The organism is Shewanella sp. ULN5, from assembly GCF_030731885.1.
Taxonomy (GTDB): domain Bacteria; phylum Pseudomonadota; class Gammaproteobacteria; order Enterobacterales; family Shewanellaceae; genus Shewanella; species Shewanella holmiensis.
This window is the reverse complement of record NZ_JAPJEE010000015.1, coordinates 37,651-53,119: the sequence shown is the minus strand read 5'-3', so window position 1 is coordinate 53,119 and position 15,469 is coordinate 37,651. Positions and strand designations below refer to the sequence as shown.

Sequence of the window (15,469 nt, the reverse complement as noted above, 5' to 3'; positions counted from 1 at the left end):
GGCAAAGAAAGGCTAAAATATGTCTACTGTTCTTGGGATTTACTACAGCCAAAATCTGCATTTAATGTTTGATGTAGATAATGAGAAAAGTGAACCTGAACAAAAACTAGTACAACAAGTTTGACCACCAACAAGCTATTGTTTTAAAATGGATAAAATCTAGTTTAAGCAAATATTCTGTTGGCTATACAAGGAGAGTTAAGTGAGTTTGAATTACATGGATTTGATGCTTATCGCAAGTGGCTTCATAACTGGCATTGCAGGTTTTATGTCTGGATTTGGCTCAGCAAAAAGAGACTATCCCCCTACATCTGTACCCTTAGGACACATAGAGAATAGGCTAGTAGAGCTAGAATCTTACTTAAGTAATCAAGAAAAAATGCTCAAAAAACAAATATGCAGGAAACCTTTTAATAATAGGCCAATACTTGGTTGGTGGGCTACTCGGCACCTCATTCTTACAAGAGCACTTATCAAGTACTGCGTTAGGTATTCTTGGATTAATAGTTTTATTGTCTTCACTAATTCGGCAAAAATTCAGACCCACTTAAAATCTGCGAGGGCTAGAAGCCGAGCTACAGAATTAAAAAACATATTAAGAACGGCAAGAGATTCTCACAATGAAATTAAACTTAGATTTGAAGGACAGACTAAAAGTTAGGAAAAAGCAGAAAGCAAGTTAGCTTCCTATATTGGTAACCAAATAGCTGTCGTCGAGAATAGTGAAAATCAAGATATAACTGCTGCCAACTCGATTCAATATAATATTACAGAAATAAAAAACTAGCTGCCAAAGAGTGCTCGTAAACAGGCACGTATCTATGCCTAAGCTTGAACTATACTGCCACACAACAGTTTCGCCCAATTGGCTACTCAAGCGAATGAAATACTATGCACTTAATTGATATACATTTTATATCAATAAGGCTACTAGCCATCATCAGAATAAATCGATTTCGGGCACTAAATAGTTAAACGATATAAATTATCTTGACATCGATAATATAAGGTTTTAGGTAGAATTATGACGAAGAAAAGAACTAGAAAAAAAGGATTAAGCCTGCAATCTAAAATTATTAAGCAGGTTGTAGGATTGAAAAAAAAACCGTCAAGTAAAGTTGTAACAGTTGATGGGAAACCGATGACAAACAGAGTTGATCCAACAATAACATTATCAATAACTCGCGCACTTCCAGAGAAAGAGTCATTGCATAAGCTTACCAACATGCTCAAGGAAGAAAGTACTCGAGATCGTGCTGTGGATTGTAAATTCCCCCCTACTTTTTGTATCAAAAGCAATTTTCGATATATGGATTCGATACATGGTCTAGATTTTGATGTTGCATTTGAAGCAACCATTTTGAGTTCGTTTTCTGCTGAAATATCTAGTTTCATAAAGCTTTCTGATGAATATGATATATTATTATTATCTTCGAAACTGGATATCGCCGAACTTAAGCTAGAACAGATATTTAGTGATTTTGGATTTAGTAATTGGTATATTTCATCTAAATTGAATCTTCTGTCTGAAAAAGGTCTACATAGTGAATCAGATGATTTTAGAAATGAAGTGATTGAATATTTCAACTTAAATAAATCAGACAGTCTATCAGAAGTTTACTCAAATTATCCATTTATCAGGTGTGATAAAAGCGTATCTTTTGAAAGATATTCTTTTTCAATACAGCATCAATCAGAAGAGTTTGGAGTTAATGGTAATAACGATATAATTTGTTTCTCCCATTTCTTTTCACCATCAAAAAAATACGACAACTATTCTGATATCATTTCAGAAAACTCGGCCAACAATATAGTAGATAGATACTTAGGTTTTAGACGAATACTTCAGTCAACGTACTTAAATGGTATTAAATTATCAAGACATCTTGATGCCATTAAAAAACTAGTCAACGATATCGATGATAAGCCATTAAAAAATATAGTTGCACTAATAACGAAGTCGAAAATCAATAAAGATAATCATGATGAAGAACTAATTCGTATTTGCGACCTTTATATTAAAGGTAAATACCACGATGTAATAAGCGAGTCTGAAAAATTACTTTCAAAAAAATCAAACTTAGTTTCTATAAATGAAATTTATATAAAATCACTTATAAGATGCGATTTGAAATCTGGACTAAATAACTTACTTGGTATTATATGCAATGAAATCGCAGAGTTATATACTTCTTCAGACAAACGAAAATCAATTATAACGCTACAAAAATATTACCTCCGATTTTATCATACTGATTGGTCATACTTTATAAAGTTGCATTGTGATAAATTTTCTCACAGTCTAGACCAATTTAATACCGAAAAGTTGTATGCATACATAGATATATATAGCTCTTTACTTAATCCATTTACAAAGCTAGATCTTGTAAGCAAGTTGCCTTTAGAGCATATTTCACAGAAAATTTTGTTAGAAGATTATCAAAATAATGATAATTTTGATTTAGTTGATGGCAGCCGTAAGTTAAAAATAATTGGAGATAGATATTACAAAAACGCTAATTTTGATGATGCAATTCCTTATTATGAAGAATTAAGCAGAAATAAAGACTTTCTATTCTCTGAATATGCACAATCAAAATTAATCTCTTGCTATTACAATTTGGGACACTATGACAAAGCAATTCATAGTCTAGCAAGATTAATTATTGATGGAAAAGGTCAGAACCTATTACCAACAAAAGAAGTTTATGATTACATTTACAACGAAGACAAAGATGGTCTAACTGAATTTCAATTAGTGGACAGAGCAATCATATCCAATCAGCACTACAAACTATTAGGTTACAAGGATGGCGAAATTTTAGGCCTCTTATGTGAAGATATATTAGATTCAATGGGAATTGATGAAGCAAAAAACATTCATATACCAGACGGTGATGAATTCACATATTTTTTCAAAGAGGTTCTTTTACCTCCAGCATTAGAGAAAATAGATATATTTGAATCTTCAGAGGAAGTATATATTTTTAGATTTTATATATTAAAGTCACTTTTGTCTAAGTTGGATAATGCTGAACTGAGAGAAGATCTATTTAGAAATTTTGAAAAGTTAATTAAAGAAACTTGTGTCACTGAGTGTGGCGCAGGAAAGATAGAAGTTGACTTTCTTTCAGTAAAAAATAGTTTAACCAAACGCCTTGACAAAACATTCAAGTCAATTAAAGAATCTGAAAAAGAAAAGATTAGCGAGAGCGACTATACCAATGTAACTACGAAAAAGGGCACTGTTATATTGAGCAATAATAGTTATTTTGTATCCGTTTTAGATTTTTATCTTCAAGTTAGAGATGCTTTCACATTAAGTCCAACAAATGGTCTGGACTATTTTCTAAACATGAACATTCGACACGGTGGTATTGTTAACTTATTATGGGGCCCAGCTAAAAAGCACAAACTATCTTATTTAAAAACAGATAAAGGGCATTTCGAAAAAAATAAATATTGGTTTGACCAAAACCCGTATATTTCACCACAAACTCGTAGCGTTTTAGATGATGCATTTAGAAGCTTTTCTATAGGGTTAGATAAGAAAATTCAAGAAATCAAGCATTACATACACATAAATACAGGTGAATTTAGCGATAAAGAAAAAGCTTTTAATTACTTAACTGACCAAGAATTCGTTGAACACTTAATTAGCAACATTTCTAAAGAAACACCCATTGAAGACATTTTAGATTTAATTCTTGATAACTTAGTCAGTTCTACTAATGAATCATTAGATTCGCTTAAGGATTATATTAACAACGACTATAGAAAAAGTATTAATGACTTATTTGACGCGCTCAGATGTGAAATCACAAACTCTAGATACAGGTTTGATGAATTAACAAGAAAAGTAAAGCTTGCTCAAAGAGAAATGAATGAGAAAGTCGATGAGTTAATGGAGTGGATGGCATGGAAAAATGAGACAAGCCAAAGCTTCCTTCTTGGCTCATCTATAGATGCAGCAAAAGAAATGATACTTGAACTTCACCCTAATAGAACATTTGATATCAACGCCCAAGATCTTAATAAACAATTCATTAAAGGTGAGCACTTTAGAAAGTTTGTAATGATTTTTCTAATTTTACTTGACAATACAGTAGTGCACTCAAAAGATGAAGAGCCAATAAAAATAAAAATATGTATTGACATCATAAACAATAAATTAAGGCTGAAAATTGTTAACAAAGTTAACCCTAATGACTGTAGTATTAGTCAAGGTAAAGTCAAAGCCATTAATGAAAAAATTAATTCAACTTATATTGATGATGCAAACAAAGAGTCGGGAAGTGGACTATTTAAGATAAAGAAAGTTATTACAAATGATATCAAATCAAACAATATAATAACGGTTTATCTAGACAATCGAGATTTTGGCGTGGAAATACACTTAGATGAAATAGGGGTTTTTGATGAAACATATTAACTTCCTTATTGCGGAAGATCAATTAGATAAAGCTACTGATATAGTTGATGTTCTAAAAGAAAATTATAAAAATTCCGACTTTGATTACTCAGTTTCATATGCAGGGACAGCAAAAAAAATAAAAAAACTTGATTTTGATATCATTATTCTCGATATGTCTATGCCTAATTTTGATCCAAAGCCTGGAGAAAAACCAGCTCTTAAAGCTTTGGCTGGTAGGGATATCATGGCAAAAATGCAGTATCGGAAAAAATTTGTACCTGTAATCGTAGTTACTCAATTCGATATCTTTGGTCGCCATAGCGATGCAGTAAGCATAGATAAGCTGAGTATTGACCTTAATAATGATTTTCCTAATATTTTTTCAGGATGCGTGTACTACAACACACAAAGTAAGAGTTGGGAAGAAGACCTAATAAAAATTGTAGATGGGCTAACTGATGAGTAAATACTTAATAGTCGAAGATAATCTGGAAAAATTTGGCATAGTAAAAGATGAGCTATTAGGTCTAAAGATTAGTGAGAAAGATATAGAGCATGTGATATCTGTAAATGAGGCAACAAACCTAATGAAGGTTAAAGTCTACTCTATGGTTATTCTCGACTTAAACTTACCTATGACAAAGAATGGAAGAGCTTTAGAAAATGGTGGGATATCACTACTAAAAAAAATACAATCAAGCCCAAAAAAATATAACCTCCCGAAACAAATTATCGGGTTAACATCTTATGAAAACTTAAAGAAGGAACAGCGTTCAAATTTCGAAAATCTTAGTTTTTCTTTATATGATTTTGAATTAAGTGATTGGAAAGTAGTTTTGGCAAATAAAATAGCTTGGGATCAATCATCAAACACTTCAAAAATCCGGGTTGCTGGAAAAAAAGTAATTTTATCTGTTCATGGTATCAGGACTCTTGGTCATTGGCAAAACAAGCTAGAAAGTGCTATCAGTAAGCATGAAGATGATTTCGTCGTTGAAAATTTTAAATACAACTACTTCTCAGCTATTCAATTACTACTACCTAAATATAGAGAAATAGTTATTAGAAAGTTAACGGCAGAGCTAGAAAGGTTATCGGAGCAATATCCTGATGCTCAACTTACAGTGTTTGCACATAGTTTCGGTACTTACGCTGTAGTTAAAGCACTTGAATCACTCCCCATTAGCTGTGACCTAAATATAAAGAAACTTTTTCTCGTTAGCTCTGTTATGAAATCAGACTATTGCTTTAATAATTTAAGTAGAAGGTACTTTATCAAAAATATTTTCAATGAATGTGGATATAACGACAATGTTTTAATTCTCAGTCATTATGCATGCGTTGATATGGGGATGGCTGGAAGGAGTGGTTTTGAAGGCTCGCAAGTTATAAACCGTTTTTATAAAGGTGGACATGACTTTTTCAATCGCGAAAATTGTTTTATAGAAAAATTTTGGGTTCCAACAATCTGTGGCAACGATGCGACTCAGGTTGACGAACGAAAATTTTCATCACTGCGAGAGAATGTTGAAATATTACTTTATACACGTCATATACCATTTGGTTTGTTTTTTACTATCTTAGTCGTAATAGCTGCTACACTTTTCCTGGATAAATAAACTAACCAATTAGATCGAGTTATGTAATCTTTACTAAATAGTTATTTTGCGCAAACGCCAAACAAAGAGTTAACCACCTGATTTTAAATTGATTAAATTAGAATCGGCATTGTCGTTTCTTTGGGTTTTTTAAGTTTACAGTGAAGTAAAAATACTAGTTGACAATCATTACTTTTATTGGGGAAAACTCACATTAGTAGGGTGGGAATGAGTGTTTACTCTAGATGATTTTGGGGTATTTCAAGCCAGAAACCTAACTCTTCAGCCTAAATCGAAGAAGAAAATTATCCAGTGCAGATATGGCTGAAGCCGTCGAAAACAGGGATGTTTTCGTTGAGCCTACAGGGATGTACTTGAGGCGTGCTTCAGCAGTGTCTGCACATACCCCGCCGGAGGCGATTGATAGCTAAGAATCTACAACACAGAATACAGAACACACTTTCCCGTAGCTACTACTTAGATAAAAATGTAATCAAGCCTTCATTCGAAGGCTAACCAACTTTGGGGCATAAACGTGCCAGAACTGATCGGCCTGACACGAGTTTGGACCAAAGCGCGTTAGCCCAAAGCCTGCGCAAAAATGGCGGGGTTTTACGCATGAACCAGACTAGGCAAGTCTGATTCACCAACACGGTTTTGGACAGAAACGTTTTATAAAAGGCTGTGTTTCAATTTACTTTTTAAAAAGTTTACCCTAAATTTACCCCACCAAACGCCATGACAAAAAGAGCCCTGGCATTAATAATTCCATTTTTCATCGGACGTGTTCATCTATTGTGTTAAGAATATTGTTGGCTACCGCCTCGCTAAGGCACCGTTTGCTGCCCCCAGAGCAAAGCACTAACTTGAGCGACGAAAGAGTTTTACTTTGAAGCCTCGTTGGCAAAATACATGGTTAAATGGCAAATTTATCCATTCCCTCCTTAACACTATCGGGGGAATACGCTTGGCCAAGATGAATTAGTTTTTACCTCGTAAGCCTTAGTACCTTTAGGCAGTGAATAAGACTTAAGAAATTCCGTGAGAAGCTCGGCATAAGCGCCACAGGTATTGAACCCCTCTATGTCAATTGCATCGGCATTATTTGTCAATATATAGTAGTGTTGAATGCACGGTTCGGCCCTCATGCTGCCAACTTCAATATAGGCTGGAATATCATTGTTCTTCCCAATCATGATCGACTTATAGTTTATTGGTTTCCATTTTTTCTCCATAAAATACTCTGCAATCCAACGATTATTTTCAGCCTGATAATTGATTCTACTGATATTACTGCCCGCTTTATTGCGAATCATAATACCGTTTAGAGGTATGGTCGAAACCAGTATTCGCGGAGTAGGGTCATATCCTGGAGTTTCTATGTCGCGTATGATGCTATCTTTAGGGTTAACCACTTGATTAGGTACTATCTCGTTTGGGGCCAAATTTTTCCCCAAACTACACCCAACAATAGAAGTTATGATTATTAAAAGGGTCAATAACTTTGAAATAACTGCGTTTATGTACTGCATATTGTCCCCAATATCTTAGGTAATTTAACTTAACGAGCCTGTTGAATTTCGAGAGATAAAAAGCAACCTCGAAATTTATGAACAAACAGCCAAAGATCAAGACGCAAAGATATCATAAAAAAAACCTCTGTCAGGATGATATAACCGAACTAATTTCATATCATTTGAATATTTTATATGGCTAAAAGTAAAAACATTAAAAGCCGACAAAGTACAATTTAAAACTTGCAGATTCAATTTGAATTGAGGTAATAGAAAAAAGGCCGTGAGCTTGGCAGGGATGCCAAGCTAGCTTTCGTTGGGCCATGGACGGCCCATCGGAAGCGTTAGGGCTTTTTGAAAATAAACGAAGCGGGAAACAGATGAGGTTTAAAGCTGGATCGATCCCCATCGAAAATTATGCGCTTTTCAGCATTTTTCGTCTGGGGCGCTGAGGGTTTCCAAAGGGGCGCAAGCGTTTTGCCCCTTTGGTCTGGTGTGGGCGAAGCGCCACGACGTTAGTGCCGCAGGCCATATTTCCAAACAAACTTTGGGGCATAACTGAGTCAGCGAAGATCTCGCTGACTCAAAGATGGACAAAACCTTGTTACAAATTACATAAGACCGAGACGTTTGGGATAACTTCTACTAATGTAAAGTATCGAAATAATCTCCAAAGTAATGGTCAGTTTCACTCATCCACTACAATATATAGATGTGATAAATAGCCACTTAGTCGAGTGGCTATATTTTAGATAAGAAGAGGCTAAAAGTAGTTCAGCTTGCGTATACGGTAAATCAAGCGTAGAAGCTACCATTTGCTTTAACTTCAATCGATTTGACGTTATCTATTAAATCTTCGAATGAATAGGGCAGTTCAGCCTTAGGAAACATATCTGCCATGCTTTCCCAATCCTTTTTATACTTATCCGTCATATCTGAATTCTGAGGGGTAAGCATTAAAGGTCCCTTCAAGGCTGTTGAGCATGAATCAGCGTGCCATTTGTAGTAGACATCACAAAAGTTAACTACAACCTCGAACAAGGCTTTATTTGTACACCAATCTGGGTAACTGGAGTCAATTTCGATAATATCATACAGATGTCGAGCATGTTTATCAGCCAAGGATTCTTTCACATGGTTCGTGTGTATTGCGAACATCTTTTCTAAAATTGTTCTTTCAGGTGACAAGGTTAAAACATCAAAACTCTCATCTAAAAGCTCTGGTATAGCCTCGCCCAACATATGGTTTATTTTAATGAATTTGTCTGGATGATTGTCAGAACGGCCTCCAGTTTCGAGCAAAACTCTTTGTTGAGCAGCACTTCCATATTCATCTTCGTTTAGAGCTTTAGGGTAGTATATGGCGATGTTAAGTGGTGCATCAGACTCAATTTCAATTTTGACTTCTGAATCCAGTGCTTGTAAATGTTCAGTAAGTTGGTTAATCAGCTGTTTTTTTATTAATTCTTCAGCCTTTGTATCGATTGCAATAGCTTCAACTTGTCTGGCTCTTCTACTGGTAAATCTCACTAAATCGATAGGCTGACAACCAAGGAGGTTTAAAGAAAAAGATAGGTCGATATCCTCAGACATTCTATTAATTAGGCCGTAGCCTTTAGAAAGACTAGTCCCACCTTTAAAGAGAAATGGCTTATCACATTTCTCAGCAAAAGTAGGTGCAATCTTTGTGTAGAGGATGTTTAAAATCTGTGTAACCCAAAAATCCTTCTCGATTATGTATGCAGGAAGTTTACTCTTATGCTGTTCCTCTGCAGCCAATAATGCTTCACGTTTTTCAGAAGCTGGTAGTGCTAAATATTTGCTCAATTTAATGTCCTATTTCCTTTTTGGCCCAATTCATTGATGGCGGAAGAGCCTGCAAAAATTTTTGTCTAACATTACAGCTTAAGGTTTTGTTAAAACGTGAAATGTACAGACTTCCATAATCCGAGAATCTGTCCTTGCCTATGTAATGTAGCGCACTCCAAAATATAAAAGCTTGTTTCTTCTGCGCTTTATCGCTGATTTTTAAGTGCTTCGAAAAATGATCAAGTGCTTTACTATATTCGATTTTTATATTGACGGATTTAAGATCTGCTCTGACACGCTCTGTCATCATATAACTCCTAACCATTGGGAGCTGTGTTGATAAACCTAAAGCGTTGACAGCGGTTGCACCTGATACTACGAATTCAGCATGTTTTTTTCGGCTGAGAGCTTTTATCAGTTCTTGTGTATCTACAGGCAGAGTGCCGAAACGGCTTTTTTGAGGTTTGTAATAGACTCCACGAGATAAACGTTTGACTAACTTCATGTCAACACAGCGACTTAGTGCAGTGACCGCCGCTCGGTTTGATTCAAGGTTTGAACTTTTCATGAAATCATCAAGCGTGAATACACGACCATATCGCTGGTGCATTATATAGCTGGTTACTTGCTGTGATACTGACATTAAAACCTCCTCAATTGCTTATAGCAGTATACTGATTTTGTAACTTATTGACACCAATTAAGTGTTAAAAAAGTAACCTATTGACACTACGCATGCTTAAAGTATGAGGTTTTAACAGTCGGACCTTAATAATTCGCTGAAAAAATTTACCTTATGCGTCAATAATCTTGAACGTTTTGATTAAAATGGTTATCCAATCCTCATTACCCATTTAGCTTCACCTGTAGTTTCCATGTTCAATTTTCGACTTATTGTCATCGATAAAAGAACAACTTCCTTGATGAAAGTTGAATTAGATTTAGTAGGGTAAAAATACGTCCACTGAGTTGTGTAAAGCATTTACTCTGAGTAACTTTGGGGCAGAAATGTGTTAGTCCTTAACCGGCTTCCTCACCAAAATTGCCAAAAAATATCAAACTATATTATAAACGCACAGTATTTTAGTCTTAAAATTTCTTTAAGTTTACGCATTGAAATAGGTGCCGTTGGCATGGTCATTCTCATCATCAAAAATGAAAAGAATAACGGTTAAAAACACCTACTGGGTAGACAAAAAGTACAAAAAATGAACTGTACTATTCAAGCCGATCACTCAATACTATTTTGACTGAAAAGTGATCGGCATCGATGGTATTGAGTGATCGCGATGGATGGTATTAGGTGATCGCGATGCATGAGAATATGCATTAATTAATCAATAAAGCGATACGATTGATTAAGCATAATTTAGATAACTCGAAAGAATCTGTGATTTAAACGAAGACAATACCAGCTCATTAACTTTTTTTTTGCTCCCAAGTTGATGAGTGTTGGTGTCGAGAGTATCAAAATCAAGTCCTGTACTAGTTTTATTATCGTTAGAAGATGAAGATTTTTTGGGCAATTCCTTAGGTGTTGAATTATCTATGCTGTCCAGTAAATGAGCTGATTTTTGATAGGTGTAGGTTCCAGGTACGGCTTCATCTAATCGCTTTGCATATTCAACTAATTTTGGCTCTGCTAGCATGAACATATATGCAAAATGACTTTGCGTTTGTGTTACGCGGAGTATCCTTCCTAATATCTGTCGAAAGTAGAGCTCAGTAGTGACATCTGTGAGATTGCAGCAAACTTGCAGTCTGGGTATATCTGTTCCTTCACTTATCATCGCGATGCTGATAATCCATTCCGATTGATTATTTTTGAAATACTCAATCAATTCTGGTGAGTCATCTAGCCTGCACGATACTAGGGTTGATTCTTTGTTGAAGTGACCAGATAGAATAGATTGAATTTGCAAAGCATGAAGGTATGACGACGCAACGATTAAGCCACCTGCATTGGGTGAGCTGTTCCTAAGACTATTTAGTTGCTCAACACTTTGAGACAACAAATGTTTGATTACCTCTGGATGTTTAATTACGGCTTGATAGCTAACATCGCCTTCTTCTAGAAGGTTTTGTAGATTGTCATATGTTTGAAGTTGTTGGTTTCTCTTTACCACAACATGTTGAAGATCAATTGCAGTTATTTGTGGCATACGACATACATTATCTTTAATGGCTTCAACAATGTCGTATGAAAAATCACACAAAATATTACCTTCAGGATCGGTATATCTTGCGAAAGGGATTGGGAGAGTATCGGTACGCCAAGGTGTACCCGTTAACGACAATGTGTAAGTGGCTAAGTTTTGGATTGTTACGAGTAACTGCATTCCCCAAACATTTGAGGGTGAATCACCGTCGCCTGCACAATGATGTATTTCATCAAAAATAACTAAAACTCTGCTATTACTTAAATCACTAATTAGTTCGGTTGTATTGATTAAAGAGTGGTAGGTTCTCGATATCCCTAAAGCCCCTAAACGGCCATTAAATTTTCTATGTAATACGTGTTCAAACGTTTGCTCAATGCTTTGGCAAACTATACGTGATGGTGAAAAGCAGACGACATAATCCACTTTATTATTGTCGATGAGTGATTTAGCAATATGGGCAGCTGTTATAGTTTTACCCGCACCAGGACAAGCAAGCATGAGATATCCAGTTTGTTGGGTATAGGTTTCAGTCGCATGTTTGATACAGCGATTTTGCCAGTCTCTTAACATGTCATGTTGTCTTCTATTTCAGTAGCCTTAATTATTTTGTTGATAGCATTAAGGCGGCCATATAGGTCTGATGCATGATCTCTGGTCTTGTTAAGCAGTGACAAAATGGTTTTGTTTTGTTGAGGAAATTGTTCTAGGTAATCTTGATAAGCTTGGATTTCACCTAGTACCATCTTCAATTCAGTACTTGTCTTAGTTTCTTCTGTTATTAATTCATTAGTGGATACGCTTTTTTTAGCCTGAGTTTTAGTTGTTTTCTCATGCTCATTTTTTTGTAAAATTGCGAGAAGTTCGGGGAGAATTTGATAAACCCGTGCATTGTTTTTGCCTGTCGCAATGATTAAATCTTTTGTTGTTAGGACATGAATATTTCTTGCAACCAAGCGCTGCGCTTGGATCTTCGATAATTTAAATAGATTTTCTGCTAATTCAATAAGTTGTTTCCTGCCTATTGAGCTTCCCTCAACCTGTATTAATAGCTTTCTGAATTTTTGGTTCAAAGAAATCGTTTCGTTAATCATGTTCCGATCTTAAAAAATTAAAAACTTAGGATTGCTAAGTATACAGAAATAAGTAAAACTTAGACAATCTAAGTATGAGAGATTTTTATGATGAAAATAAAGTGCATAACAACCCAATTCCAGATCGCCTTAAGCAGGCTCGGAAAAAACTCGGCATTTCACAAAAAGAACTTGGTGTAAGAGTCGGTATGGATGAAAGTTCTGCCAGTGGCCGAATGAACCACTATGAGAAAGGTAGGCATGTACCTGATATTCAAACGCTTAGAAAAATGGCGGGTGAATTAAAAGTACCTCTTAACTATTTTTTTTGTGAAGATGACCATAGTGCAGAGTTGGCTATTTTAATCGCTTCGTTAAGTGATGAAGAGAAAAAGTCGTTAATAGAATCGCTTAATCGCAGTGATTGTGAATAACTAAAATCTTCTAAACCGATCTCATTTAATGAGGTCTGTTATGATTTTGCAATTTCCTATAGCACATGATGATGAGTTGCTAGTTAGCATTTTAGCGCGCTTTGTTTCAAGGCAAGGATTAAGAGATGATAAAGTCGCGTTAGACGTTCTTTTCGGATCTAGAAATATTATTCCTTCTGCTCTCTTACAAGGGCATGTTCAAGCGTTGTTATCTCATGTCGACCATATCTGGTTAATAAGTGATAATGAGGTCATTCAACGACATTCTATACTTCCTTTTTTTCAATCGTTTGTTGAGCCATCGCGTATTCAGGATGTGCGTTATAGCTTGATTTATAATGATAAGTCGCATGTTATGACAAGCATTGGGGTGAATGCTTCAAGTACTAAGTGGCCTCGTTATTATCGATATTGTCCAGAGTGCGTAGCTGAAGATCAGGAACATTTAGCTTATTCATATTGGCGACGGCTATTTCAGCTTCCTGGGGTAATTGTATGCCCTAAACAAGCATCAGTTCATTCGAGAAAGAACTAACTGTTTTGTGCCTTGTAATCACCCAAGATTGAAAGAAAAGGGTAAAGTGTTAAGCGAAGATGAATACAAGAGCAAGTGGGTAAATCGTTTGAGGGAAAAGCTGAACGAAACCCTTGAACAGAAAAGGTAGGGAGTTTTAGTTTGTGTTTGTAAAACCGATCGAATAAAAAGATCAAACATTAGCATGTAAATGACCTTAAATCGTGTAGTTTTTTGATCAAACTATTATATAAACGCACAGCAAAGGCTTAATGTCCGCAATTGGCTAGCTGAAGAAGTCTCTAATGGTCACTAGCTTAATGTTAACAAAGATACGTTAGCTGACATTCCTATATCTATTTTAAATCTATATTGTAAGCCAGTTTTGATGAGCCACTACAATAGTGATTGGGTGACATGGATTGTACAGTTACTTAGAAAAGTATCCTATTAACGTTTATTATCATCCAAAACTGTCCTCACTATTTAGAAAATAGAGTTGAAATTTAGTATCCCTCTATAAAAAAGGTGATTTTTACACAGGATACATTTAATTCTTATAAGTCGCATTCTATCTAATATTTATTAGTATCTCATTTCTATTTTTCATATTAATTGATAGGTAATGCCGTGATTTACCAGCTGATGACCCTGTTAGAAAACTGTCATGTATTAGGGGATATCGTATTTGCCCCTTTGGCGAACCCGCTAGGTATTAACCAAAAAAGTGGTGAGTTTACCTTAGGTCGATTTGACCCCATTACAGGGGTTAACTGGAATCGTGAATATTTAGATCATAAAATCGACATAGCAGCCTGGTATAAACAGCATCAAGATTTACCTAATGACGAGCTGATTAAATCGTTTAAAGCGACGCTAACAGAGGCTTGTCATACCAAGCTACAACAGCCTTGGGGCATCACCACAGGTCACCGTTTAGCGGTGAATTTACAATCTTTGGCTCACAGTGCTGATATTGTTTTAGATCTGCACACTGGGCCAAAATCCTGTAAACATTTGTACTGCCCAGAATACGACATGGACTCGGCTAAATTTTTCTCCATACCTTACAGTTTGATCATACCTAACAGTTTTGGCGGCGCCATGGACGAGGCGGCTTTTTGTCCCTGGTGGCAACTCACTGAATATGCGGCCAGTCAAGGCCGTCATTTCGATGTGCCTGTGGCAGCTTTTACTCTTGAACTTGCTAGTCAAGAGAGGATTGATATGGCTGATGCGCTGGTCGATGCTAAAGGTATTATGGCGTATTTAAGCCATCGAGGTGTTATTCAAGAAACTGTTCAACCTGCTGAAATGCCGCGTTATGCATGTTACTTAAAGGATTATAAAAAATTTCATGCACCGCAATCTGGCATGGTCGAGTATTGCGCTAAAGTGGGCGAGCCATTATTGGCTGGCAATGCGTTGGTGAATATATTACGTTTAGATTTATATGGTTCAGACAAGGCGTTTACATCGCTGAGTTTAGATAAAGACTGCGTGCCTATTTTGCACTTCGCCTCGGCGTCAGTGCATCAAGGGACAGAGTTGTATAAAGTGATGACCAATGTGTTTGAGATTTAAGTTTGGTTTTCTTTTGCGGCCTAAACGGCCGAGGCAAGTCGTGGTATTTGACTTGATTCTATAAAAAGAGAGGAGCAACATTGCTGGATTCCATCCTGTACAGGCCAAAAGGGAATAAACAGCAATTCCCTCTTGGAACACTCTGCCGGCCCAGACTAAAAATGCTGAAAGCGCATATTTTCGATGGGGATCGATCCAGCTTTTAGCTGTTTTTACAGTCTGCACAGGCCATTATCAAAAATCTCTATCGCTTCCGATGGGCCGTCCTTGGCCCAACGAATGCTAGCGTGACATTCATGCCTAGCTCACGGGTTCTAGGAGTAAAGATTCTCGATGTCCTCAATTCAAATGAATCATTCAAAGATTCACT

Annotated in this window: 10 protein-coding genes and 1 pseudogene; 6 read left to right on the top strand and 5 right to left on the bottom strand. The window is 36.0% G+C overall.

What is annotated here, in order from left to right; genetic code table 11:
* The first annotated feature begins 1,024 nt into the window (after nucleotides 1-1,024).
* From ORI98_RS14070 to ORI98_RS14060, 3 genes are read left to right on the top strand one after another with little or no spacing between them, the layout of a single operon-like run.
* Nucleotides 1,025-4,432 (top strand): tol-pal system YbgF family protein, encoded by a 3,408-nt coding sequence (locus ORI98_RS14070; RefSeq protein ID WP_306135627.1) that lies wholly within the window; start codon nucleotides 1,025-1,027, stop codon nucleotides 4,430-4,432.
* Nucleotides 4,419-4,880 carry a hypothetical protein gene (locus ORI98_RS14065; protein ID WP_306135626.1) on the top strand — a complete coding sequence of 154 codons (462 nt, stop codon included), beginning with the start codon at nucleotides 4,419-4,421 and terminating at the stop codon, nucleotides 4,878-4,880. Before ORI98_RS14070 ends, ORI98_RS14065 begins: the two co-directional genes overlap by 14 nt.
* Entirely contained in the window at nucleotides 4,873-6,033 is a 1,161-nt protein-coding gene (locus ORI98_RS14060; RefSeq protein WP_306135625.1) for a hypothetical protein, read from the top strand. Before ORI98_RS14065 ends, ORI98_RS14060 begins: the two co-directional genes overlap by 8 nt.
* 929 nt (nucleotides 6,034-6,962) lie before the next feature.
* On the opposite strand, the gene ORI98_RS14055 is transcribed toward ORI98_RS14060, so the two are convergent.
* The 5 genes from ORI98_RS14055 to ORI98_RS14035 form a co-directional block, all read right to left on the bottom strand.
* Entirely contained in the window at nucleotides 6,963-7,544 is a 582-nt protein-coding gene (locus ORI98_RS14055; RefSeq protein WP_306135624.1) for a hypothetical protein, read from the bottom strand.
* 777 nt (nucleotides 7,545-8,321) lie between these two features.
* Complete coding sequence (locus ORI98_RS14050) at nucleotides 8,322-9,353, bottom strand: nucleotidyl transferase AbiEii/AbiGii toxin family protein (protein WP_306135623.1); 1,032 nt, start codon at nucleotides 9,351-9,353, stop codon at nucleotides 8,322-8,324.
* 1 nt (nucleotide 9,354) lies between these two features.
* Nucleotides 9,355-9,978 (bottom strand): DUF6088 family protein, encoded by a 624-nt coding sequence (locus tag ORI98_RS14045; protein WP_306135622.1) that lies wholly within the window; start codon nucleotides 9,976-9,978, stop codon nucleotides 9,355-9,357.
* Nucleotides 9,979-10,693: 715 nt separating this feature from the next.
* The gene (locus tag ORI98_RS14040; protein ID WP_306135621.1) at nucleotides 10,694-12,067 is read right to left on the bottom strand and encodes a DEAD/DEAH box helicase; all 1,374 of its coding nucleotides are present in this window, start codon (nucleotides 12,065-12,067) and stop codon (nucleotides 10,694-10,696) included.
* Complete coding sequence (locus ORI98_RS14035; protein ID WP_306135620.1) at nucleotides 12,061-12,588, bottom strand: hypothetical protein; 528 nt, start codon at nucleotides 12,586-12,588, stop codon at nucleotides 12,061-12,063. Before ORI98_RS14035 ends, ORI98_RS14040 begins: the two co-directional genes overlap by 7 nt.
* 74 nt (nucleotides 12,589-12,662) lie before the next feature.
* Here ORI98_RS14035 and ORI98_RS14030 point away from each other — a divergent pair, with 74 nt between their 5' ends.
* From ORI98_RS14030 to ORI98_RS14020, 3 genes and pseudogenes are all read left to right on the top strand, one after another.
* The gene (locus tag ORI98_RS14030) at nucleotides 12,663-13,001 is read left to right on the top strand and encodes a helix-turn-helix domain-containing protein (protein WP_371931167.1); all 339 of its coding nucleotides are present in this window, start codon (nucleotides 12,663-12,665) and stop codon (nucleotides 12,999-13,001) included.
* 40 nt (nucleotides 13,002-13,041) lie between these two features.
* Nucleotides 13,042-13,536, top strand: a complete 495-nt coding sequence (locus ORI98_RS14025; protein WP_306135619.1) for a TniQ family protein — start codon at nucleotides 13,042-13,044, stop codon at nucleotides 13,534-13,536.
* A gap of 600 nt (nucleotides 13,537-14,136) precedes the next feature.
* Nucleotides 14,137-15,099 (top strand): annotated as a pseudogene (locus tag ORI98_RS14020) (succinylglutamate desuccinylase/aspartoacylase family protein); the annotation flags it as partial.
* Between the last annotated feature and the right edge of the window lie 370 nt (nucleotides 15,100-15,469).